This window comes from Pseudomonas sp. NFACC05-1 (assembly GCF_900100135.1).
Classification (GTDB): domain Bacteria; phylum Pseudomonadota; class Gammaproteobacteria; order Pseudomonadales; family Pseudomonadaceae; genus Aquipseudomonas; species Aquipseudomonas fluorescens_Q.
In genome coordinates, this window is record NZ_FMTR01000028.1 from 39,920 (window position 1) to 62,238 (window position 22,319).

Annotated in this window: 18 protein-coding genes and 1 pseudogene; 16 read left to right on the forward strand and 3 right to left on the reverse strand. The window is 61.9% G+C overall.

The genetic code is table 11. The features are described 5' to 3' along the window. Positions 1-8 precede the first annotated feature (8 nt). From pilW to BLO97_RS26795, 10 genes are all read left to right on the forward strand, one after another. On the forward strand, positions 9-767 hold the full coding sequence (pilW, locus tag BLO97_RS26750) for a type IV pilus biogenesis/stability protein PilW (RefSeq protein ID WP_063322851.1): 759 nt from the start codon (positions 9-11) through the stop codon (positions 765-767). Beyond that, entirely contained in the window at positions 767-1,786 is a 1,020-nt protein-coding gene (locus BLO97_RS26755; protein WP_092349017.1) for a RodZ domain-containing protein, read from the forward strand. Before pilW ends, BLO97_RS26755 begins: the two co-directional genes overlap by 1 nt. A gap of 3 nt (positions 1,787-1,789) precedes the next feature. After that, positions 1,790-2,899 carry a flavodoxin-dependent (E)-4-hydroxy-3-methylbut-2-enyl-diphosphate synthase gene (ispG, locus tag BLO97_RS26760; protein WP_003185136.1) on the forward strand — a complete coding sequence of 370 codons (1,110 nt, stop codon included), beginning with the start codon at positions 1,790-1,792 and terminating at the stop codon, positions 2,897-2,899. Positions 2,900-2,921: 22 nt separating this feature from the next. Then, the gene (gene hisS, locus BLO97_RS26765) at positions 2,922-4,211 is read left to right on the forward strand and encodes a histidine--tRNA ligase (RefSeq protein ID WP_014336698.1); all 1,290 of its coding nucleotides are present in this window, start codon (positions 2,922-2,924) and stop codon (positions 4,209-4,211) included. Positions 4,212-4,251: 40 nt separating this feature from the next. Continuing rightward, entirely contained in the window at positions 4,252-4,893 is a 642-nt protein-coding gene (locus tag BLO97_RS26770; RefSeq protein ID WP_063322849.1) for a YfgM family protein, read from the forward strand. Further along, the gene (bamB, locus tag BLO97_RS26775; RefSeq protein WP_092349020.1) at positions 4,886-6,037 is read left to right on the forward strand and encodes an outer membrane protein assembly factor BamB; all 1,152 of its coding nucleotides are present in this window, start codon (positions 4,886-4,888) and stop codon (positions 6,035-6,037) included. The genes BLO97_RS26770 and bamB overlap by 8 nt, the downstream gene beginning before the upstream one ends. A gap of 134 nt (positions 6,038-6,171) precedes the next feature. Beyond that, on the forward strand, positions 6,172-7,644 hold the full coding sequence (der, locus tag BLO97_RS26780) for a ribosome biogenesis GTPase Der (RefSeq protein ID WP_063322847.1): 1,473 nt from the start codon (positions 6,172-6,174) through the stop codon (positions 7,642-7,644). 270 nt (positions 7,645-7,914) lie between these two features. Further along, entirely contained in the window at positions 7,915-9,063 is a 1,149-nt protein-coding gene (locus BLO97_RS26785) for a pyridoxal phosphate-dependent aminotransferase (RefSeq protein ID WP_092349023.1), read from the forward strand. Beyond that, a complete protein-coding gene (locus BLO97_RS26790) occupies positions 9,051-9,845 on the forward strand; it encodes an amidohydrolase (RefSeq protein WP_092144298.1) in 795 nt (264 codons plus the stop codon). Before BLO97_RS26785 ends, BLO97_RS26790 begins: the two co-directional genes overlap by 13 nt. A 63-nt stretch (positions 9,846-9,908) precedes the next feature. Then, positions 9,909-10,322: a hypothetical protein gene (locus tag BLO97_RS26795; RefSeq protein ID WP_063322844.1), complete on the forward strand. Its 414-nt coding sequence runs from the start codon at positions 9,909-9,911 to the stop codon at positions 10,320-10,322. A gap of 194 nt (positions 10,323-10,516) precedes the next feature. On the opposite strand, the gene leuA is transcribed toward BLO97_RS26795, so the two are convergent. The 3 genes from leuA to xseA form a co-directional block, all read right to left on the reverse strand. Continuing rightward, on the reverse strand, positions 10,517-12,196 hold the full coding sequence (leuA, locus tag BLO97_RS26800) for a 2-isopropylmalate synthase (protein WP_092349026.1): 1,680 nt from the start codon (positions 12,194-12,196) through the stop codon (positions 10,517-10,519). 487 nt (positions 12,197-12,683) lie between these two features. Further along, positions 12,684-13,505 carry a peptidoglycan DD-metalloendopeptidase family protein gene (locus BLO97_RS26810; protein WP_092349029.1) on the reverse strand — a complete coding sequence of 274 codons (822 nt, stop codon included), beginning with the start codon at positions 13,503-13,505 and terminating at the stop codon, positions 12,684-12,686. Positions 13,506-13,508: 3 nt separating this feature from the next. Continuing rightward, positions 13,509-14,888 carry an exodeoxyribonuclease VII large subunit gene (gene xseA, locus BLO97_RS26815; RefSeq protein WP_092144302.1) on the reverse strand — a complete coding sequence of 460 codons (1,380 nt, stop codon included), beginning with the start codon at positions 14,886-14,888 and terminating at the stop codon, positions 13,509-13,511. Positions 14,889-15,100: 212 nt separating this feature from the next. On the opposite strand from xseA, the gene BLO97_RS26820 reads away from it, so the two are divergent. The 6 genes and pseudogenes from BLO97_RS26820 to BLO97_RS26845 form a co-directional block, all read left to right on the forward strand. Further along, positions 15,101-15,868 carry a sulfite exporter TauE/SafE family protein gene (locus tag BLO97_RS26820; RefSeq protein WP_092143862.1) on the forward strand — a complete coding sequence of 256 codons (768 nt, stop codon included), beginning with the start codon at positions 15,101-15,103 and terminating at the stop codon, positions 15,866-15,868. Positions 15,869-15,938: 70 nt separating this feature from the next. Then, a complete protein-coding gene (locus BLO97_RS26825; RefSeq protein WP_092223370.1) occupies positions 15,939-16,487 on the forward strand; it encodes a sugar ABC transporter ATPase in 549 nt (182 codons plus the stop codon). Positions 16,488-16,750: 263 nt separating this feature from the next. After that, positions 16,751-18,220, forward strand: coding sequence for an IMP dehydrogenase (gene guaB / locus BLO97_RS26830; RefSeq protein ID WP_092143865.1), 1,470 nt, complete (start codon positions 16,751-16,753; stop codon positions 18,218-18,220). A gap of 79 nt (positions 18,221-18,299) precedes the next feature. Further along, complete coding sequence (gene guaA, locus BLO97_RS26835; protein ID WP_045155136.1) at positions 18,300-19,877, forward strand: glutamine-hydrolyzing GMP synthase; 1,578 nt, start codon at positions 18,300-18,302, stop codon at positions 19,875-19,877. 254 nt (positions 19,878-20,131) lie between these two features. Beyond that, complete coding sequence (locus tag BLO97_RS26840; protein ID WP_092143868.1) at positions 20,132-21,745, forward strand: Fic family protein; 1,614 nt, start codon at positions 20,132-20,134, stop codon at positions 21,743-21,745. A gap of 137 nt (positions 21,746-21,882) precedes the next feature. Next, a pseudogene (locus BLO97_RS26845) lies at positions 21,883-22,281 on the forward strand (helix-turn-helix transcriptional regulator); the annotation flags it as partial. Between the last annotated feature and the right edge of the window lie 38 nt (positions 22,282-22,319).

Below are 22,319 nucleotides of genomic sequence, written 5' to 3' on the forward strand. Positions count from 1 at the left end.
GGAACTCTATGTCCCTGCGCTTCGCGCTCGTTTTGCTGTTGGCCGGCCTTTGTTCCGGTTGTGTCCTGTCGGGTGACTACAACCCGATGAGGACCAGCAAAGGGCGCGACGAGGCGCGTGTGGCCTACGTGCAGCTGGGCATTGGCTACCTGCAGCAGGGCATGACTGAACGGGCCAAGGTGCCGCTCAAGAAAGCCCTGGAACTGGACGACTCCGACCCGGATGCCAATGCGGCCCTGGCCCTGGTGTTCCAGGCCGAGATGGAGCCGGAGCTGGCCGACCAGCATTTTCGCAAGGCGCTGTCTGCCCGCCCGCAAGACGCGCGGATCCTGAACAACTACGGCAGTTTTCTTTTCGAGCAGAAACGCTACAAGGACGCCTACGAGCGCTTCGAGCAGGCTGCCGCCGACACCCTTTACCCTGAGCGTTCGCGGGTTTTCGAAAACCTCGGCATGACGGCTGCGCAGCTCGGCCAGCGCGACCTGGCCCGCCAGCAACTGGAAAAGGCGCTGCGGCTCAACCGCCAGCAACCGCGGGCGCTGCTGGAAATGGCTGAGTTGTCCTACGAAGACAGGCATTATGTGCCCGCGCGTGACTACTACGAGCGTTTTAGCCTGCTGAGTGAGCAAAATGCACGTAGTCTATTGCTCGGCGTTCGGCTGGCACATGTGTTTGAAGATCGCGACAAGGCTGCAAGTTACGGCCTGCAACTCAAAAGACTCTATCCCGGTACGCCGGAATATCAGCAATACCTGTCGGAGCAATGATGAAAGCGGCGCATCCCGAAGTTGTAGCAGCGACTCGCGTAAATCCTGGTGAGACCCTGCGTCAAGCCCGCGAAAGCAATGGTTGGTCGCTGGCCGAAGTGGCCCTCAAGCTCAATCTCACCGTGGCCTCCCTCGGCAATCTGGAAGCGGGCGCGTTCGACAAGCTGCCTGGGCATACCTTTGCCCGGGGCTATATCCGCGCCTATGCCAAGTTGCTCGGCATGGACCAGACCGTGCTGGTCCAGCAATTCGATCAATACACCGGTTCCGATGCCCAGGGCAGCAACGTGCACAGCCTGGGGCGCATCGAGGAACCGGTTCGCGTTTCCCACACCATTTTGCGAATCGTCAGCCTGTTGCTGCTGATCGCGGTGATTGGTGGCGGTTTTGTCTGGTGGCAGGACCAGGCTTCCTTGCGCAACAAGGAGCCGGTCGCCATGAACCCTGAGCACGTCGAGGTCGAAGGCGCCGACGGCACCACCCAGATTCATCCGCTGGACGAGCCGGAAGACCAGGCTGTCGTCGAAGGCCAGGCCGAAGGCGAGACCGCCCTGGCGTTGCCACAGGACCAGGACGCCACTGCAGAAGCGGGTGCCGAGCCGGCTGCTCCAGCCCCTGCGCCAGTTGCACCAGCAGCGCCGGCTGCACCGATTGCCACGGCACCTGCCGCACCGAGCACGCCAGCGCCAACCGCGGCTGCGCCTGCGACCCACGCTGCGCCAGCCGCGCCAGTTGTTCCGGCAGCTCCGGCGGCCCCGACCCCGGCGCCAGTCGCAGGTGAAGGCCAGGTGCAAATCCAGTTTGTCGCCGACTGCTGGACGCAGATCACCGACGGCAACGGCAAGGTGCTGTTCAGTGGCCTCAAGCGCAAGGGCGACAGCACCGCCGTCAATGGCAAGCCGCCGTTTGCCGTACGCCTGGGTTATGCCCGTGGCGCGCAGGTCAGCTACAACGGCCAGCCGGTCGACATCGCTCCGTTCACCAGTGGCGAGACCGCTCGCCTGAAGTTGGGTCAATAAGTCATGCACGGCGAATCTCCTATCAAGCGTCGCGAATCCCGAAAAATCTGGGTCGGCAACGTGCCCGTGGGCGGCGATGCGCCTATCGCTGTGCAGAGCATGACCAACAGCGACACCAATGATGTAGCCGCCACGGTCGCCCAGATCAACCGCCTGGAAGCCGCCGGTGTCGACATCGTGCGCGTATCGGTGCCGGACATGGACGCCGCCGAGGCGTTCGGCAAGATCAAGCAACTGGTTAAGGTCCCCTTGGTGGCCGACATCCACTTCGACTACCGCATCGCCCTGCGCGTGGCGGAGTTGGGCGTGGATTGCCTGCGCATCAACCCGGGCAACATCGGTCGCGAAGACCGTGTCCGTGCCGTAGTGGATGCCGCCCGCGACCGGGGCATCCCGATTCGCATCGGCGTGAACGCCGGTTCCCTGGAAAAAGACCTGCAAAAGAAATACGGCGAACCGACCCCGGCGGCACTGGTGGAATCGGCCCTGCGCCACGTCGAGCACCTCGAGCGCCTGAATTTCCAGGACTTCAAGGTCAGCGTGAAGGCGTCCGACGTGTTCATGGCCGTCGAAGCCTACCGCCTGCTGGCCAAGGAAATCGTCCAGCCGCTGCACCTGGGCATCACCGAAGCCGGTGGGTTGCGTTCGGGCACGGTGAAATCCGCCGTCGGCCTCGGTATGCTGCTCGCCGAAGGGATTGGCGATACCATCCGCATCTCGTTGGCGGCTGACCCGGTCGAGGAAGTGAAAGTCGGCTACGACATTCTCAAGTCCCTGCACCTGCGTTCCCGTGGCATCAACTTCATCGCCTGCCCGAGCTGCTCGCGGCAGAACTTCGATGTGGTCAAGACCATGAACGAGCTGGAAGGGCGCCTCGAAGACCTGCTGGTGCCGCTGGATGTCGCGGTGATCGGTTGCGTGGTCAACGGGCCGGGCGAAGCCAAGGAGGCGCACATCGGCCTGACTGGCGGTACACCGAACCTGATTTACATCGACGGCAAGCCGTCGCAGAAACTGACGAATGACAATCTGGTGGATGAGCTGGAACGGCTGATTCGCCAGAAAGCGGCCGAAAAGGTCGAAGCCGACGCAGCGGTCATCGCGCGCGGTTAAGTCGAAAGATTAAGGAATACACGTGAGCAAGTCCCTGCAAGCCATTCGTGGCATGAACGACATCCTGCCCGAGCAGACGCCCCTGTGGCGTTATTTCGAGGGCACTGTGGCGCGTCTGCTGGATAACTACGGCTATCGGCAGATCCGCATGCCGATCGTCGAGTTCACCGAGCTGTTCAAGCGCTCCATCGGTGAAGTGACCGACATCGTCGAAAAAGAGATGTACACCTTCGACGACCGCAATGGCGACTCCCTGACCCTGCGCCCCGAAGGCACGGCGGCCTGCGTGCGTGCGGTGCTCGAGCACGGCATCACCGGCGGCGGCCAGGTGCAGAAACTCTGGTACGTCGGCCCGATGTTTCGTCACGAGCGTCCGCAGAAAGGCCGTTATCGCCAGTTCCACCAGATTGGCCTGGAAGTGTTCAACCTCGAAGGTCCGGACATCGATGCCGAGCTGATTGTCATGACCTGGCGCCTGTGGGGCGAGCTGGGGCTTCGCGATGCGGTCAAGCTCGAGCTCAACAGCCTGGGCACCAGCGAGTCCCGTGGCCGCTACCGTGAAGCGTTGGTGGAGTTTCTTTCTGCCCACCTGGACAAGCTCGACGAAGACAGCCAGCGCCGTCTGAAGACCAACCCGCTGCGTGTGCTCGACACCAAGAATGCCGAGACCCAAGCAGTCCTGGTCGACGCGCCGAAAATGGCCGACTACCTCGACGACGAATCCCGTGCACACTTCGAAGGGCTGAAGGCGCGCCTCGACGCCGTGGGCATCCCTTACGTGATCAACCCCAAGTTGGTCCGTGGTCTGGACTACTACAGCAAGACCGTCTTCGAGTGGGTCACCGACAAACTCGGCGCCCAAGGCACCGTATGTGCTGGCGGCCGTTACGACGGACTGGTTGAGCAGATGGGCGGCAAGCCGACCCCGGGCGTGGGCTTTGCCATGGGCATCGAGCGCCTGGTGCTGATGCTGGAAGCCTTGGACAAGGTGCCCGAAGAACTGTCCCGTCAGGTCGACGTCTACCTGTGCGCCTTTGGCGAGGCCGCCGAACTGGCCGCTTTGTCGTTGAGCGAACGGATCCGCGACCAGTTGCCCAACCTGCGCCTGCAGATCAACGCCGGCGCCGGCAGCTTCAAGAGCCAATTCAAGAAGGCCGACAAGAGCGGTGCGCTGTACGCACTGATCCTCGGTGACGACGAACTGGCCCAACAAGTGGTAGGTTTCAAACCCCTGCGTGGCCAGGGCGAACAACAAAGCATTGCCTGGGATGCGCTTGCTGCACACCTGGCCACCTGCGTCGTGCAGGGTTGAAGCTGTCAAACAGCCGATTTAGCGATTAAGGAGTATTGGGGTGTCGAGTACCGAAGATGAACAGCTGGCGGATTTGAAGGACTGGTGGACGCGCAACGGCAAGCCGCTGGTCACTGGCGGCCTGTTGGCGCTGGTCATCGTGTTCGGCTGGCAGGCCTACCAGAAATACCAGAGCAACCAGTCGCAAGGCGCCTCGGTGCTCTACCAGCAATTGCTGGAAACCACCCTGACCCCGGACGGCAAGCCTGACGCGGCCCGCGTGGCGGACCTGGCCGGCAAGCTGGACAAGGAATTCGGCGGCACTGCCTACGCGCAGTACGGTCGCCTGTTCGTGGCCAAGGTGGCGGTGGACAGCGGCAAATTGGACGACGCGGCCACCGAGCTCAAAGGTATCGTCGACAAACCGGCCAACCCGACCCTGGGCGAAGTGGCGCGTCAGCGCCTGGCGCAGGTACTGGCGGCACAGAACAAGGCTGAAGAGGCGTTGAAGCTGCTCGACGGCGATGCCGACAAGGCGTTCCTGGCGACCCGCGAAGAACTCAAGGGCGACCTGCTGGTACAGCTGGGCCGTGCCGATGAGGCCCATGCGGCCTACCAAAAAGCCAAGGCTGCGCTGTCGGATGAAGCCGCGGTCGGTGGCCTGCAAATCAAGCTGGACGACCTGGCCAAAGGGGATGCGTGACGTGATCCAGTGGAAACATGCAGCATTGCTGGCCCTGGCCATTCTGGCCGCGGGTTGCAGCAGCAACAGCAAGAAAGAACTGCCGCCAGCCGAACTGACCGACTTCAAAGAAGAAGTCGTGCTGCAGAAGCAGTGGAGCCGTTCCATCGGCGATGGCCAGGGTGAAACCTACAACATGCTGGTGCCGGCCATCGATGGCGACACCATCTATGCCGGCGACGTCACGGGCGTGGTCATGGCGATGGACCGTACCAACGGTGACGTCAAATGGGAGAAAGATCTCGAACTGCCTGTTTCCGGCGCCGTTGGCGTGGGTTACGGCCTGGTCATGATCGGCACACTCAAGGGCGAGATCGTCGCCCTGGACGCGAGCAGCGGTGAAGAGAAATGGCGCGCCCGCGTGACCAGCGAAGTGCTCGCACCGCCGGCCACCAACGGTGATGTGGTGGTAGTCCAGACCCAGGACGACCGGCTGATCGGCCTGGATGCCGCCACCGGCAACCAGCGCTGGTTGTACGACAGCACCCCGGCGGTACTGACCCTGCGTGGCACCAGCGCGCCGATCGTCACCAACCGCCTGGCGGTGGCTGGCTTGTCGACCGGTAAAGTGGTGGCCCTGGATGTTTCCAACGGCGTGCCGGTCTGGGAACAGCGCGTAGCGATCCCGCAAGGTCGTTCGGAGCTGGAGCGTGTGGTCGATATCGACGGTGGCTTGCTGCTGTCCGGCGGTACGCTGTACGTCGCCAGCTATCAGGGCCGCGTGGCGGCACTGGACCTGGAAAGCGGTCGTCCGTTGTGGCAGCGCGATGCGTCCAGCTACGCCGGTGTCGCCCAGGGTTTTGGCAGCGTCTACGTGAGCCTGTCCTCGGGCACCGTCGAAGGCGTTGACGAGCGTTCCACCACCGCCTTGTGGAGCAACGACTCCCTGGCCCGTCGTCAACTGTCGGCCCCGGAAGTGTTCTCCAGCTACGTTGCAGTGGGTGACCTGGAAGGTTACCTGCACCTGCTCAGCCAGGTGGACGGTCGTTTCGTCGGCCGTGAGCGCATCGACAGTGACGGCCTGCGTGCCCGTCCGCTGGTGGTGGGCAACATGATCTATGTGTATGGCAACAGCGGCAAACTGGAAGCCCTGACCATCAAGTAAGACTATGCTTGGGGCTAATCCCCCCAAGCGGCCTTGTTCTCAAGGTTTGCAGGGCTTGCACAGACTGCCCCGAGCACCAGCCGCTGCCTCGCAGCGGCTTTTGTATTTTCTGAAATAACGAAGTGGAGAGCCGCATGGTTCCCGTAATCGCCCTGGTGGGCCGACCGAACGTCGGCAAGTCCACCTTGTTCAACCGCCTGACCAGGACTCGCGACGCCATTGTCGGCGACTTGTCCGGTCTGACCCGTGATCGCCAATACGGTGAGGCCAAGTGGCAAGGGCGTACCTATATTCTGGTCGACACCGGCGGCATCTCCGGTGATGAACATGGCATGGACGAAAAAATGGCCGAGCAGTCGTTGCTCGCCATTGAAGAAGCCGATGTGGTGCTGTTCCTGGTAGACGCCAAGGCCGGTTTTACCGCCGCCGACCAGATGATCGCCGAGCATTTGCGCAAGCGTAACAAGCGCTCCTACGTGGTCGCCAACAAGGTCGACAACATCGACCCGGACATGGCCCGCGCCGAATTCGCACCGTTGGGCATGGGCCAGGCGATCCCGATCGCCGGCGCCCACGGTCGTGGCATCACCCAGATGCTGGAAATCGCTCTGGAGAGTTTCCCGAAAGACGACGTGGAAGAGCCGGAAGAGGGCGAGGAAGAGATCGTTGCCGAAGGCGAGGAAGCCAAGCGCATTCCGGGCCCAAGCGAGAAAGACGGGATCAAGATCGCGATCATCGGCCGTCCGAACGTGGGCAAGTCGACGCTGGTCAACCGCATGCTCGGCGAAGACCGGGTTATCGTCTACGACCAGCCCGGCACCACCCGCGACAGTATCTACATTCCCTTCGAGCGTAACGAAGAGAAGTACACGCTGATCGACACCGCCGGTGTGCGCAAGCGCGGCAAGATCCACGAAGAAGTTGAAAAGTTCTCCGTGGTCAAGACCCTGCAAGCGATCAAAGACGCCAACGTGGTGATCTTCGTGATGGACGCCCGCGAAGGCGTGGTCGATCACGACCTGAACCTGCTGGGTTTCGCCCTGGAAGCCGGTCGTGCGCTGGTCATCGCGATCAACAAGTGGGATGGCATGACGCCGAGCGAACGGGATTTCGTCAAGGTCGAATTGCAACGTCGCCTGTTCTTCGTCGACTTCGCCGACATCCACTTCATCTCGGCGCTGCACGGCACGGGCGTGGGCAACCTCTACGCTTCGGTGCAGAACTCGTTCAAGTCCGCGGTGACCCGCTGGCCGACCAACCGCCTTACCCAGATCCTCGAAGATGCGGTAGGCGAGCACGCGCCACCGATGGTCAACAACCGTCGGATCAAGCTGCGCTACGCCCACTTGGGCGGTGCCAACCCGCCGATTATCGTGATCCACGGTAACCAGATCGAGAAGGTGCCCAAGTCGTACGTTCGTTACCTGGAGAACACCTACCGTCGCGTCCTGAAGCTGGTCGGCACGCCGATCCGCATCGAGTTCAAGGGCGGCGAGAACCCGTACGAAGGCAACAAGAACACGCTCACCGACCGCCAGGTCAACAAGAAGCGCCGCTTGATGTCGCACCACAAGAAGGCCGACAAGAAGCGCCGCGACAAGCGCTGATTCAATACCTGTTGCCCGGAAGCTTGTGTGGCGAGGGAGCTTGCTCCCGCTGGGGTGCGAAGCGCCCCCCAGATGTCTCTGCCCCCGCAGTGCATCAGGCACAACCCAGGGGCTGCTGCGCAGCCCAGCGGGAGCAAACTCCCTCGCCACGGTCGTTCGGCGACATGAAAAGGGTGTCCTTGGTGGCACCCTTTTTCATGCCCGGCGATTGGGCTATTCTCGAGCTCTCCCGCGCCGCATCAGAGCCGGGTGCAGAGCAGGGAACCCTTGATGATCACCAGCAAGTTGCCGAATGTCGGCATCACTATCTTTACTCAGATGTCCCAGCTCGCGGCGCAGACCGGTGCGCTCAATCTGTCCCAGGGATTTCCCGATTTCGATGGCCCGCAGGCCCTGCGCGATGCGGTTGGCCGGCACATTGCCCAAGGCCATAACCAGTATTCGCCCATGACCGGCCTGCCGGCGCTACGCCAGCAGATCGCAGCGAAGATCGCCCGCAGCTACGGCGCTAACGTCGATGCCGATCAAGAGGTCACCGTGACCCCTGGCGCGACCCAGGCGATTTTCTGTGCCATCGCGGCGGTGGTCCACAGCGGTGACGAAGTGATCGTCTTCGACCCCAGCTACGACAGCTATGAGCCTTCCGTTCTATTGGCCGGTGGGCGCTGCGTGCACGTGCCATTGGGCCTGGATGACTTCGCCATCGACTTCGAGAAGCTCGGCGAAGCCCTGAGCCCGCGTACGCGCATGATCATCCTCAACTCGCCGCACAACCCCAGTGGTGCCCTGATCAGCCGCGCCGAACTGGATCAGTTGGCGACGCTGATTCGCGACCGTGACATCTACCTGGTCAGCGACGAGGTCTACGAACACCTGGTGTTCGACGGCGTCGCCCACGCCAGTGTCCTGGCCCATGAAGAACTGTACCGCCGCGCCTTCGTGGTCAGTTCGTTCGGCAAGACCTACCACGTCACCGGCTGGAAAACCGGCTACGTGGTGGCGCCAGCGGCCTTGACGGTGGAACTGCGCAAGGTACACCAGTACGTCAGCTTCTGTGGCGTGACGCCGTTGCAGTACGCCCTGGCCGACTACATGGCCGAGCATCCGGAACACGTCGATGAACTGCCGGACTTCTACCAGGCCAAGCGCGACCTGTTCTGCGATCTGCTGGCCCCGTCACGGTTCAGCTTCAAGCGCGTGACCGGCACCTATTTCCAGTTGGTGGACTACTCGCAGATTCGCCCGGACCTGAATGACGTCGACATGGCCGTGTGGATGACCCGCGAGCATGGCGTGGCGACGATTCCGATCTCGGTGTTCTACCAGCACCCACCCCAAGGCCAGCGCCTGGTGCGCCTGTGCTTTGCCAAACGCGAGGAGACGCTGCGCGAAGCGGCGGAAAAACTATGCGTGATCTGAGCACGTTACCGGACCTCGACATTGCACTGGTCCAGACCACCCTGGCCTGGCACGACCGCCGGGCCAACCTTGAGCATTTCGAAGCGCTGCTTGAGCAGGCACGTGGGGCTGATCTGATCATCCTGCCAGAGATGTTCACCACGGGTTTCTCCATGGAATCCGAAACCCTGGCGGAGCCGGAGAACGGCCCGACGCGCCAATGGCTCAAGGCCCAGGCCGCGAAGCTGGACGCGGTGATTACCGGCAGTGTGATCATCCAGGCCGCGGACGGTAGCCATCGCAATCGCTTGCTCTGGGCGCGGCCGGATGGCGAAGTGTTGCATTACGACAAGCGCCATCTGTTTCGCATGGCGGGGGAGCACAACCACTACACCCCGGGTGAGCGACAGGTGCTGTTCGAGCTCAAGGGCTGGCGGATTCGTCCGCTGATTTGCTACGACCTGCGCTTCCCGGTCTGGAGCCGCGACGCCGAGGACACCGACCTGCTGCTATACACCGCCAACTGGCCCGGGGCGCGGCGTCTGCACTGGAATCGGCTGTTGCCGGCCCGGGCGATCGAGAACCTGTGCTACGTGGCCGCGGTAAACCGTGTGGGTACCGACGGCAAGGGGTTCGCCTATACCGGTGACAGCCAGGTGCTGGATTTCCAGGGCGAGAGCTTGCTCAGCGCCGGTGAAGCGGATGGTGTGTTCAAGGTGTGCTTGAACGCAGCGGACCTGGCGGCGTATCGCACGCGGTTTCCGGCGAACCTGGATGCCGATCGCTTCGAATTCACGAATTGAAACGATTCAGCCTCAAGGAACAGTGTTGCATGCCGATAACCGGTCAGCCAAGGAGAAGTCCCTATGACCAGTATCAGCGCAACCACCGTAAACCCTTATCCATTGTCAGCCCCTAAAGTCTCCATCCGCGGGACTGAAGAAGAGAAAGCGGTCAGTCCAGTGGCATCGACTGACGCCGACGACAAAGACAAGACACTGCAGGTCGATACCCGCGGCGCGAATGTCGCCGGCGCTCCCGCCAGCGGCGGTGGGGACATCATCGAGCAACTGAAAAAGCAGATCGAGCAGGCCGAGAAACTGCTGGCCCAGCAGCAAGCCCAGTTGGCCCGGGTCCAGAAAAGCCAGGCCAACGAAGAGCAGAAGGCCCAGCAGGCCATGGCCATCCAGACCCAGATCATGGGTACCCAAGCGATGCTGCAAACCCTGCGGGCGTCGTTGTTGCAGGCCATGACCGTTTCTGTCGATACCCATGCCTGACATTTTGGTTGTCTGACAGGCCGCCATCGCGAGCAAGCTCGCTCCCACAGGGGGCACAGGATTTCGGCTCCACTGAAGATCCAGTGTGGAGAGCTTGCTCGCGATGAGGCCAGTACAGTCAGCACCCAACCATCAGCCAAACAAAAAGGCCCCAGGGTTCACACCCCAGGGCCTTTTTGCATTTCAGCTGTAGATCAGGCCGCCTTGGCTTCCGGCTGGCTCAACGAGCGGTTCAGCGCACTGAACAGGGCCTTGAAGCTAGCGGTAGTGATGTTCTCATCGATACCCACGCCATGCACCGCACGCTCGCCGTTGACTCGCAGTTCAATGTAGGCCGCCGCCTTGGCATTGGTGCCGGCGCCGATGGCGTGTTCGTTGTAGTCCATGATCTCCACCGGAATCGGCAGGCCGGCCACCAGGGCTTCCAGCGCGCCGTTGCCCTTGCCGCGCCAGTGCAGGTTGGTCTCGCCCTGGCCCTTGCTGGCCACTTCCACTTCTACGGCGCTATTGCCGTTTTCTTCCTGCAGGCGATGGCTGACCAGTGCGTACGGAGTGTTGGCTTGCAGGTATTCACGCTGCAGCAAGGCGTGGATCTGCTGTGCAGTCATTTCCAGGCCCAGGCGATCGGTTTCGCGCTGTACCACCTGGCTGAACTCGATCTGCATGCGACGCGGCAGGCTGATGCCGTATTCCTGTTCCAGCAGGTAGGCGATACCGCCCTTGCCCGACTGGCTGTTGACGCGAATCACCGCCTCGTAGCTGCGACCGATGTCGGCCGGGTCGATTGGCAGGTATGGCACTTCCCACAGACCGTCCGATTTCTGCTGGGCGAAGCCCTTGCGGATGGCATCCTGGTGCGAGCCGGAGAACGCGGTATGAACCAGGTCGCCAACGTACGGATGACGCGGGTGCACCGGAATCTGGTTGCATTCCTCGACCACTTTGCGCACGCCGTCGATGTCGGAGAAGTCCAGCTCCGGGTTGACGCCCTGGGTGTAAAGATTCAGCGCCACGGTCACCAGGTCGACGTTACCGGTGCGTTCGCCGTTGCCGAACAGGCAGCCTTCGACACGGTCGGCGCCGGCCATCAGGCCCAGCTCGGTAGCGGCCACGCCAGTGCCACGGTCGTTGTGGGTGTGCAGGCTGATGAGCACGCTGTCACGCCGGGTGATGTTGCGGTGGAACCACTCGATCTGGTCGGCGTAGATGTTCGGGGTGGCGACTTCCACGGTAGCGGGCAGGTTGAGGATCACCTTGCGTTCGGGCGTCGGGTTCCAGACTTCGATCACTGCGTCGCAGACTTCCTTGGCAAATTCCAGCTCAGTGGCGCTGAAAGTCTCTGGCGAATACTCGAACTGCCACTGGGTTTCCGGTTGCTGGGCGGCGTATTTGACGAACAGCTTGGCCGCGTTCACCGCGATTTCCTTCACGCCTTCCTTGTCCTGGTTGAACACGATGCGGCGGAACGATGGGCAGGTGGCGTTGTACAGGTGGACGATGGCTTTTTTCGCGCCGCGCAGGGATTCGAACGTACGGGCGATCAGGTCTTCACGGGCCTGGGTCAGCACTTGGATGGTGGTGTCGTCCGGGATGTGGCCTTCTTCGATGAGGGTGCGCACGAAGTCGAAGTCGGTTTGCGAAGCGGCTGGGAACGATGCTTCGATTTCCTTCACGCCCACCGCGACGAGGGTTTTCCAGAAACGCAGTTTCTTGACCGCGTCCATCGGCTCGATCAGCGACTGGTTGCCGTCGCGCAGGTCGGAGCTGCACCAGATCGGCGCGGCGGTGATGGTCTTCGACGGCCAGGTGCGATCCGGCAGGTTGATGGTCGGGAAGGCGCGGTATTTGGAAGACGGGTCTTTGAGCATGCTCATGGGGAAATCCTTATTGTCGTGGCCGGAAAAAGGCGGCCTGCCGGTGGTTCGAATGGGGTGGCTTGAAGCCTGGACGAGATGCCGCGATTCAGCCTGGCAGTCGTGCGCTGACGAGGCACAGGCTGCGGTGCTGGCGAAGCTGAATGAGGGTGTGAGAGGTTTTCATGCCTTCAACCCTAACCGCGTGAGGGAAGGATCGCAAGCAGTCGGAAAAAATTGAGATAAGTTCTGCTTTGGGGAGTTTTTGCGAGATTTAATCGCGAGTTTTTCGGAAATTTGTAGTTTTATTGCGTCGATGTTTGTGGCTCGGCAATTCAGGAAGAGGCGGTGCGACTGCCGGCCCCATCGCGAGCAAGCGGCTCCCACAGGGTAGCTCGGTACTTGTGAAAGAGTGCTGTACCTGTGGGAGTAGGTACTTTTAAGAACAGCGCTGTACCTGTGGGAGCCGAGCTTGCTCGCGATGAGGCCAGTAGCCCTGGCACACATCTCAGGGCTGAAACGCACCGATGAAAATCGCCGGATCCACCCGCGCATCGTTCAGGCTGATGTTCCAGTGCATGTGCGGCCCGGTCGCGCGGCCGGTGGCGCCGACCTTACCCACCACGGTGCCCCGGGCCAGTTGCTGGCCGACCTTCACATCGATCTTCGACATGTGGCAGAACATGCTGATGAAGCCTTGGCCATGGTCGACGAACACGGTGTTGCCATTGAAGAAGTAATTACCGGTGAGGATCACCTTGCCGGCGGCCGGGGTCTTGATCGGCGTGCCGGCGGGCACGGCGAAGTCCAGGCCGGCGTGGGGGTTGCGTTCTTCGCCGTTGAAGAAGCGGCGCACGCCGAACTTGCTCGACAGCGGGCCGTTGACCGGTTTGTCCAGCAACAGGTTGCTGGGGATGTTCGGGCTGAAGCTGCGGTAGGCCTTCAGTTGCACCGCCAGCTCGGCATCGATGCGCTTGAGGTCCGCCGGGTTCGGGTTGACCTGGCGCTTGTTCTTCAGGGTGATGTGTTGTTCGGGGTACTTCTTGTAGCCGACCACGAACGGCTGGGTGCCGCCGCCACTGCTGATCTGTTGCGTGCCGGGCTGCACCGTCAGCGGGATGCCGACAATCGCCAGCCAGTTGTCCTGTTCTTTGACCACCAGCACTGGCTTGCCCTGGTAACTGGCTTTCGGTGCCTTGGCGGCGCTGCCCAGGTCCACCACGGCCACGCCGCCGGGCACCGGTTTGTTCAGCAGGCGGATGATGTAACTGTCGGCATGGGCGTTGAAGGCCAGGCACAGCAAGAGCAAAGGGGCGAGATATCGCGGCATGAATCAATCCAGTAAAGAAAGGGTGACCGGCGTGAGGTGATTGTCTTCGACCCGTACCAGCAGCTCACCTTCGCCAAGGCGGGCGGTCAGGCGCTGGCCGGTCTGGGTTTGCCCGGCACTGCGGATCGCCTGGCCGCGTTCGTCGAGCAGAATGCTGTAGCCGCGGCCGAGGGTCGCCAGGGGGCTGACGATGTGCAGCGTCTGCATCTGGTTGTGCAGCTGCACGCGTCGCGCTTTCAGGCCTTCGCGCATCGCCCGGGGCAGGCGTTCGGCGAGGCTGTCCAGGCGCTGGCGTAGCAACGCCAGGTGCCGGCCCGGATGTTGCCCGGCCAGGCGGGTTTCCAGGCGGATCAAGCGTTCGCGGCGGGTATTGAGGCTGCGCTCGAAGGCCCGGCGCAGGCGCATGTCCAGATCGTCGAGGCGCTGGGCTTGCTGGCGCAGGCGTTCGCCGGGGTGGCGCAGGCGTCGGGTCAGGCCTTCGAGGCGCAGTTGATCGCGCATCAGGCGGTCGCGCATGCGCATCACCAGCCGGCGATGCAGGCTTTCGACCCGGCGCACCAGGTCGCCAGCATCCGGTGCCAGCAGTTCGGCGGCGGCGGACGGGGTCGGGGCGCGTACGTCGGCGACGAAATCGCTGATGGACACATCGGTTTCATGGCCCACGGCGCTGACGATCGGCGTGACGCAGGCATCCACCGCCCGGGCCACGGCTTCTTCGTTGAAGCACCACAAGTCTTCCAGCGAACCGCCGCCCCGGGCCAGGATCAGCGCATCGAAACCACGGGCGTCGGCCAGCTTCAGGGCGCGGACGATTTGTGCGGTGGCTTCGCGCCCTTGCACGGCGGTGGGGATCAGGGTCAGGGCGATCTGCGGCGCGCGGCGGCGGAAGACACTGATGATGTCGCGGATCACCGCGCCGGTGGGCGAACTGATGATGCCGATGCGTTGCGGATGGGCCGGCAGCGGCACCTTGCGCTCGGCGCTGAACAGGCCCTCGGCGCTGAGTTTTTCCTTCAAGGCATCGAAGGCCAGGCGCAGGGCGCCATCGCCGGCTGGCTCGACGGTGTCGAGGATCAGTTGATAATCGCCACGGCCTTCGAACAGCGAGACCTTGCCGCGCACTTTCACCGCCAACCCGTCTTTCAAGGCCTGGCGCACCCGCGCGGCGTTCTGCCGGAACAACGCGCAACGCACCTGGGCACCGCTGTCCTTGAGGGTGAAGTACACGTGGCCGGAGGCCGGGCGGGCGAGGTTGGAGATTTCGCCCTCGACCCAGATGTTGCTGAACACGTCTTCGAGCAACACCCGCGCACGGCCGTTGAGCTGGCTGACAGTCAAGACCTCACGGTCCAGGCCCAGTCGGGCAAAGGGATCTTTAATCATGGGCGGCATGATAAGGGGATTCGCCAATGGTGTGCAGACAATTAGACCGGGTTGCCCTGCGACATGGAATCTCCCGCAGGGGACCTATGTCGCACTGAAGATCAAATGTGTGCGAGCTTGCTCGCGATAGCGACAGGCCTGTCACCACAAATGCTGGATAAGCCCCCGACCTCTGGCTAAAGTCGCCGCTCTCCTCATCAAGGAAGTGCCGGATGAATCTTCTCCCATGGTTGGGCCAGTGGGCATTTACCCCCACGCAATGGCTGGTGATCGGCTCGGCCATTGCCCTGGCCTACATCGTCTTCGGCATTGCCGGGTTCGGCACGGCGCTGGTGGCCGCGCCCATCCTGCTGCTGTTCATGCCCCTGTCGAAAATCGTCCCGCTGCTGGTCTTGTTGGATTTTGTCGCGGCCTTTGGCAACTTGCTGCCATCGCGTCGGGACGTGTCCCGGCCGGAGCTGCTGCGGTTGTTGCCGTGCATGGCATTGGGCTGCACCCTCGGGGTGATTTTCCTGCTCAACCTCAAGTCCGACCTGTTGTTGCTGCTGATGGGGGTGTTCATCAGTTGCTATGCGATCTACAGCCTGCTGATCAAGACCCGGCCGACACAGTTGTCGGCGCTGTGGGCGGTTCCGATGGGTACGGTGGGCGGGATGTTCGGCGCGTTGTTTGGCAGTGGCGGCTTTTTATATGCCATCTACCTGAACAGTCGCTTGCCCAAGGACCCGGCCCGAGCCACGCAAAGTGCCCTGATCAGTTGCAGCACCGTGGTGCGCCTGAGCCTGTTTATCGTGGCCGGGGTCTATGCCGAGCTACCCTTGTTGGTACTGGCGCTGTGTTTGTTGCCGGCCATGGCGCTGGGGTTGTGGGTAGGGCGTCGCTTGACCATGAAAATGTCGCGAGAGGCATTCGTGCGTCTGGTCACCTGGCTGGTGCTTGCCAGCGGCCTCGCGTTGATCGGGCGCTACCTGAGTGCTTGACCTGGCCCCGCCAGGGATTAAGCTGCCGGCCTTTGATCAGACCCTGCCAGGGAAACAGCCAGGCCTCGCCATGAACTCGCAAAGCATCATCGTTCCGAAAATTTCCACCCTGCCGGTCCACGAGCCCCGGGCCCGGGCGATCGTGCGCTGGCTGGTGCGCAAGAATATCGTCGAAGAACAACTGACCACCTGCGGGCGCACCGGCAATCGCATGGCCCACGCCATCGCCCCCGGTGCTCGCGAGGTGGTCCTGCATCCCGAAGCCTTGCCGTTCGGTGAAGCGATCAATGGCCTGGAGATCATCACCAAGCGCTGCATCTATACACCGGCCAAGGGCTTTCTCGAAGAAGCCGGTTGCGCCGAGTGCCGCAAGGAAGTCGGCGAAGCGCTGTTCGAAAGCCTGGAAGACTGGATGCCGGCGCGCACCGACAACTTCACTTGCCCTGAATGCGGTCATGAAGACGACATCAATGGCTTCCTGTTCCTGCAGCCCTGCGGGTTTTCCAACCTGGGGTTCATCTTCAACAATTGGCTGGAGGCGGGGTTCAAGCAGGACTTTCTCGATGAATTCGCCGATTGGCTCGATCAGCCGGTGAGTTGGGTGAGGGTGGAGTTGTAGATAAGCGCACCCCCCGTGGCGAGGGAGCTTGCTCCCGCTGGGCTGCGAAGCGGCCCCCTGTATTCCTGCCATGACATCGCAAGGGGACGCTGGCGCGTCCAGCGGGAGCAAGCTCCCTCGCCACGGGGTTCGGTGTATGGCCGGAACGCGGTGATTAGCTCCGTCAATCAGCCCGGCAATAATAGACAGAGTTTTACATTGAGCCAGACGGGGTCCATGAGTATAATGGCGCGCTTCCATTTTCCCGCTCGGGAGCCCCCGCGATGCTGCGTATCAGCCAAGAAGCTCTGACCTTCGACGACATTCTCCTAGTGCCCGGTTATTCCGAAGTACTGCCTAACGAAGTCAGTCTCAAAACCCGTCTCACCCGTGGCATCGAACTGAATATCCCCCTGGTTTCCGCCGCCATGGACACCGTGACCGAAGCCCGTCTGGCCATTGCCATGGCCCAGGAAGGCGGTATCGGTATCATCCACAAGAACATGACCATCGAACAGCAGGCCGCCGAAGTGCGCAAGGTCAAGCGGTTCGAGGCTGGCGTGGTCAAGGATCCGATCACCATCGAGGCTGACGCCACGGTCCGGGATCTGTTCGAACTGACCCGTATGCACAACATCTCCGGCGTTCCGGTGCTGCACGATGGCGACCTGGTCGGCATCGTCACCTCCCGCGACGTGCGTTTCGAGAACCGCCTGGATGCCACCGTCCGCCAAGTGATGACGCCTAAAGAGCGCCTGGTCACGGTCAAGGAAGGCACCAACAAGGACGAAGTCCGCGAGTTGCTGCACAAGCACCGTATCGAGCGCGTGCTGATCGTCGACGACAAATTCGCCCTCAAGGGCATGATGACCGTCAACGACATCGAAAAAGCCAAGGCCTACCCGCTGGCCAGCAAGGACGACCAAGGTCGTCTGCGCGTCGGCGCGGCGGTCGGCACCGGCAAGGACACCGGTGATCGCGTCGCGGCCCTGGTCAGTGCCGGTGTTGACGTGGTGGTGGTCGACACCGCCCACGGCCACTCCAAAGGCGTGATCGACCGCGTTCGCTGGGTCAAGCAGAATTTCCCTGACGTGCAGGTGATCGGTGGCAATATCGCCACTGGCGCTGCGGCCAAGGCCTTGGCCGAAGCCGGCGCCGACGCGGTCAAGGTCGGTATCGGCCCTGGCTCGATCTGCACCACCCGTATCGTTGCCGGTGTCGGCGTGCCGCAGATCAGCGCCATCGCCAACGTCGCCGCCGCCCTTGAAGGCACGGGCGTGCCGTTGATCGCCGACGGCGGTATCCGCTTCTCCGGTGACCTGTCCAAGGCCATCGTCGCCGGTGCCTCCTGCGTGATGATGGGGTCGATGTTTGCCGGTACCGAAGAAGCACCGGGCGAGATCGAACTGTTCCAGGGCCGTAGCTACAAGGCTTATCGCGGCATGGGTTCGCTGGGTGCCATGTCCCAGGCCCAGGGCTCTTCCGACCGTTACTTCCAGGACTCCTCCGCGGGTGCCGAGAAGCTGGTACCGGAAGGCATCGAAGGTCGCGTGCCATACAAAGGCACCCTGAGCGCCATCATCCATCAACTGATGGGCGGCCTGCGTTCTTCCATGGGCTACACCGGCAGCGCCAACATCGAAGAGATGCGCACCAAGCCGGAATTCGTCCGGATCACCGGTGCCGGTATGGCCGAGTCCCATGTCCACGACGTACAGATCACCAAGGAAGCGCCGAACTACCGCGTAGGTTAAGGCTTCCAGCAAAACGTTAATCACCGGGGCTGTTCATTCAGCCCCGAGTTGTTTCTGATTCACTACATGAGAATGAGTCATGGCCCTCGACATTCACGCTCACCGCATCCTGATCCTCGACTTCGGTTCCCAGTACACCCAGCTGATCGCCCGCCGCGTGCGTGAAATCGGTGTGTACTGCGAATTGCATCCGTTCGACATGGATGACGAAGCGATTCGCGAATTCGCGCCTAAAGGCGTGATTCTCGCCGGCGGCCCCGAGTCCGTGCACGAAGCCGACAGCCCGCGCTGCCCGCAAGCCGTGTTCGACCTGGGTGTACCGGTCTTTGGTATCTGCTACGGCATGCAGACCATGGCCGAACAGCTGGGCGGCAAGGTAGAAGGCTCCGACCTGCGTGAGTTCGGTTATGCCCGCGTTGACGTCGTCGGCAAGAGCCGCCTGCTGGACGGCATCGAAGACCACGTCGACGCCGACGGCCTGTTCGGCCTGGACGTGTGGATGAGCCACGGTGACAAAGTCACCAAGATGCCGGAAGACTTCCACATCCTGGCCAGCACCCCGAGCTGCCCGATTGCCGGCATGTTCAACGATGATCGCCGTTACTACGGCGTGCAGTTCCACCCTGAAGTGACCCACACCAAGCAGGGCGGCCGCATCCTGTCGCGCTTCATCCTCGACATCTGCGGTTGCGAAGCCCTGTGGACCCCGTCGAAAATCGCTGAAGACGCCATCGCCCAGGTGCGCGCCCAGGTCGGTACCGATAACGTGCTGCTGGGCCTGTCCGGCGGTGTGGACTCCTCGGTGGTCGCTGCGCTGCTGCACAAGGCCATCGGCGATCAGCTGACCTGCGTTTTCGTCGACAACGGCCTGCTGCGCTTGCACGAAGGCGAGCAAGTGATGGCCATGTTCGCCGAGAACATGGGCGTCAAGGTGATCCGCGCCAACGCCGAAGAGCAGTTCCTGAACAACCTGGCTGGCGAGTCCGACCCAGAGAAGAAACGCAAGATCATCGGCCGCACCTTCATCGACGTGTTCGATGCCGAATCCTGCAAGCTGGACAACATCAAGTACCTGGCCCAGGGCACCATCTATCCCGACGTGATCGAGTCGGCCGGCGCCAAGAGCGGCAAGGCCCACGTGATCAAGTCCCACCACAACGTCGGTGGCCTGCCGGAAGAGATGAACCTCAAGCTGGTCGAACCGCTGCGCGAACTGTTCAAGGACGAGGTTCGTCGCCTCGGCCTGGAGCTGGGCCTGCCCTACGACATGGTCTACCGCCACCCATTCCCGGGCCCAGGCCTGGGCGTGCGGATCCTCGGTGAAGTGAAGAAGGAATACGCCGACCTGCTGCGTCGCGCCGACCACATCTTCATCGAAGAACTGCGCAAGGCCGACTGGTACCACAAGGTCAGCCAGGCGTTCGTGGTGTTCCAACCGGTGAAATCCGTCGGCGTGGTCGGTGATGGCCGTCGTTACGCCTGGGTCGTGGCCCTGCGTGCCGTGGAAACCATCGACTTCATGACCGCTCGCTGGGCACACCTGCCATACGAGCTGCTGGAAACCGTTTCCGGGCGGATCATCAATGAAATCGAAGGCATCTCCCGCGTGACGTATGACGTGTCGAGCAAGCCGCCGGCGACGATTGAGTGGGAGTGAAGGGAGGTCTCTAGAGGCCATCTCCAGCTATCTTGAAATCGATGCAACGTCGATTCCGTAGTCGGACAGAGGAAGGGTGCATGTTCAGCCCCTTCCTCAGCTCTGACGAGCTGGATTGCAGGCAATAATCGCTTTTGTTCGTTTCTCTTGTTTTCTAATTGTTTTTGTCTGATCTTAAGCATCAATTAACAAGATTAGGCGTCTCGCATCATTTTTGAATCCCTGAAAAGCCTTCTTGTCCGCAGAGGTCCCTTATGATCGATTTGCCCGCCGATCCCATAGGCGCCAGCTGGCTGGCCCGACTCTATGGCGTGCTGCCGCTGGGGAGACTGCCTGTGACGAGCCAGGCGGGCGGGCGACGCGCAACCCAGATCAACGATGGTTTTAGTCTGGAAACCTATCCCGAGGCGATGCGACCGGATGCAAAGCCTGCCGCGCATCTGCAGTTCCACCTACGGCATGAAGTCCCCCATCTGGAGTTCCTGGCCCGTCTTTTCGAGCGGACGGGGCCTGATTTCGTCCAAGCCTGGGTCGCGGCCGAGCCTACCGGGCAGTATGCGCGTCGCGCTGCGTTTCTGTATGAATGGCTGACCCGGGACACCCTGGTCGTACCCGAGCGTCTGGGGGGCAACTACGTCGATGCCATCGACGAAGCCAAGCTGGTTTCGGCATCGCGGGACCGGGTGGTCAAGGTGCAGCGCTGGCGGGTGAATGACAATCTGGCCGGTACGCGCGAATTCTGCCCCTGCGTAGTCAAGACTGAGGCGATGATGCGTGCGGCCAGTCTGGACATTCCACGTTTGTTCGGTGAGTTGACGGACGAGTTCGGCGAGGATCTGCTGATACGATCGGCGGTCTGGATGACGTTACGCGAAAGCAAGGCCAGTTTCGCCATCGAAGGCGAGGCTGACCGGGTAGGGCGAGTACAACGTTTTGCCGACGTGATGGCGCGCCGCACCGGACAAGGTCTGGTGCCATTGAGCAACGCTGCACTGGCGGAGTTGCAGCGGGAAATTCTCGGTGATCGGACGACGATCGCCCACTTCGGCGTGCGCCAGTCACCGGTTTTCGTCGGCGAAACGGTGCGCTACCAGGAGGTCGTACACTACGTCGCCCCTGCGGCCGATGAAATCGGCGCGATGCTTGAAGGGCTGAGGGTGTTCCTCGAAAGGACGCAAGGCCAGTCGTCGGTGATGCGCAGCGCAGTTGCAGCCTTTGGTTTCGTCTATATCCATCCACTCGCTGATGGTAACGGCCGTGTGCACCGGTTTTTGGTCAACGACGTACTGCGACGCGACGGCGTAATCCCGGATCCTGTGATTCTGCCGATCTCTGCGGTTATTACAGATGACGTAGGCGAGCGTCGCGGCTATGACCGAGTGCTGGACCAGGTGTCCAGGCCGCTTATGCAGGCTGTACGCGAGCGAGTAGTCTTCGAGTCCAGACAGACGACCTATCCAGATGGTGTTGTGTCGAACTTCTCTTTTCAGGGCGCTGACCAAGCCCGACCGCTGTGGCGTTATCCGGATCTCGGACCTCATACCGTGTTTCTGGCCAATATCATTGGCCGGACTTTGACCGAGCAGATGCGCGAAGAGTCTCGTTATCTGCGCAGCCATGCGCGTGCCCGCGCGATGCTGAAGGAGGTGGTCGAGATGCCCGACCAACAGGCGGATCGGGTGCTGCGCTCAATTGAGCAGAATCGCGGCGAGTTGAGCAATGTGCTTGCCAAGGAAATGCCCGTGCTGCAACAGGTCGGGGTCTGGGCCGAAATCGTTGATGCCGTTTCGCGGGCGTTCGAGGAGAACGGCGGAGCGGGTGCTACTGTGATTGATCGATATCGCCCGGGAAAGCCCGTCGACCGTTGAAGCCGTTCATGCAATTTCCGTCCTCCTAGGGGAGGTTCTTCTGCCAGTCGGTTTCCCCGTCACGTTTCGCTACGACTACCGCCTCCGCGGGCACCGAGCTGCGTTTATCATCGGGCGGTATGCTTGCGGGTATCACACTGGCACTTGAGTTCACTCGGGATGCGCCTGATGCGGTTAAGGCAGTGCTTAGTGCGCTGGGCGACGTTCGCCGCGCGGTGCCATCGGCCAGACTGATCGAGGTAGCGCCTGATTTCGTCGGGCTGACCGACGTAGCCGAGATCGTCGGTGTATCTCGGCAAAACATGCGCAAGCTGATGTTGGCTCATCCGGGCAGCTTCCCGACGCCCGTGCACGAGGGGAGTGCGTCTATCTGGCACTTGGCAGACGTTCTGAGCTGGCTCCAGGCCAAGGGCAGCTATTCGCTTGCCAAGAGCGTTTTGGATGTGGCCCAGGTGGCGTTGCAGGTCAACGTTGCGAAAGAAGGCCGACGGTTACCGGGCATGGCTTCCAAAGAGCTGGAAGCTTTGGTTGGGTGACAATCCTGTGGCGTCGCTGAGCTGGGATTCCTCACGAC

What these genes read in the sequence shown, in the direction of transcription:
- pilW (WP_063322851.1), top strand. Translation starts at nt 9, where the DNA reads ATGTCCCTGCGCTTCGCGCTCGTTTTGCTGTTGGCCGGCCTTTGTTCC.
- BLO97_RS26755 (WP_092349017.1), top strand. Translation starts at nt 767, where the DNA reads ATGAAAGCGGCGCATCCCGAAGTTGTAGCAGCGACTCGCGTAAATCCT.
- ispG (WP_003185136.1), top strand. Translation starts at nt 1,790, where the DNA reads ATGCACGGCGAATCTCCTATCAAGCGTCGCGAATCCCGAAAAATCTGG.
- bamB (WP_092349020.1), top strand. Translation starts at nt 4,886, where the DNA reads ATGCGTGACGTGATCCAGTGGAAACATGCAGCATTGCTGGCCCTGGCC.
- der (WP_063322847.1), top strand. Translation starts at nt 6,172, where the DNA reads ATGGTTCCCGTAATCGCCCTGGTGGGCCGACCGAACGTCGGCAAGTCC.
- BLO97_RS26785 (WP_092349023.1), top strand. Translation starts at nt 7,915, where the DNA reads ATGATCACCAGCAAGTTGCCGAATGTCGGCATCACTATCTTTACTCAG.
- BLO97_RS26790 (WP_092144298.1), top strand. Translation starts at nt 9,051, where the DNA reads ATGCGTGATCTGAGCACGTTACCGGACCTCGACATTGCACTGGTCCAG.
- BLO97_RS26795 (WP_063322844.1), top strand. Translation starts at nt 9,909, where the DNA reads ATGACCAGTATCAGCGCAACCACCGTAAACCCTTATCCATTGTCAGCC.
- leuA (WP_092349026.1), bottom strand. Translation starts at nt 12,196, where the DNA reads ATGAGCATGCTCAAAGACCCGTCTTCCAAATACCGCGCCTTCCCGACC.
- BLO97_RS26810 (WP_092349029.1), bottom strand. Translation starts at nt 13,505, where the DNA reads ATGCCGCGATATCTCGCCCCTTTGCTCTTGCTGTGCCTGGCCTTCAAC.
- xseA (WP_092144302.1), bottom strand. Translation starts at nt 14,888, where the DNA reads ATGATTAAAGATCCCTTTGCCCGACTGGGCCTGGACCGTGAGGTCTTG.
- BLO97_RS26820 (WP_092143862.1), top strand. Translation starts at nt 15,101, where the DNA reads ATGAATCTTCTCCCATGGTTGGGCCAGTGGGCATTTACCCCCACGCAA.
- BLO97_RS26825 (WP_092223370.1), top strand. Translation starts at nt 15,939, where the DNA reads ATGAACTCGCAAAGCATCATCGTTCCGAAAATTTCCACCCTGCCGGTC.
- guaB (WP_092143865.1), top strand. Translation starts at nt 16,751, where the DNA reads ATGCTGCGTATCAGCCAAGAAGCTCTGACCTTCGACGACATTCTCCTA.
- guaA (WP_045155136.1), top strand. Translation starts at nt 18,300, where the DNA reads ATGGCCCTCGACATTCACGCTCACCGCATCCTGATCCTCGACTTCGGT.
- BLO97_RS26840 (WP_092143868.1), top strand. Translation starts at nt 20,132, where the DNA reads ATGATCGATTTGCCCGCCGATCCCATAGGCGCCAGCTGGCTGGCCCGA.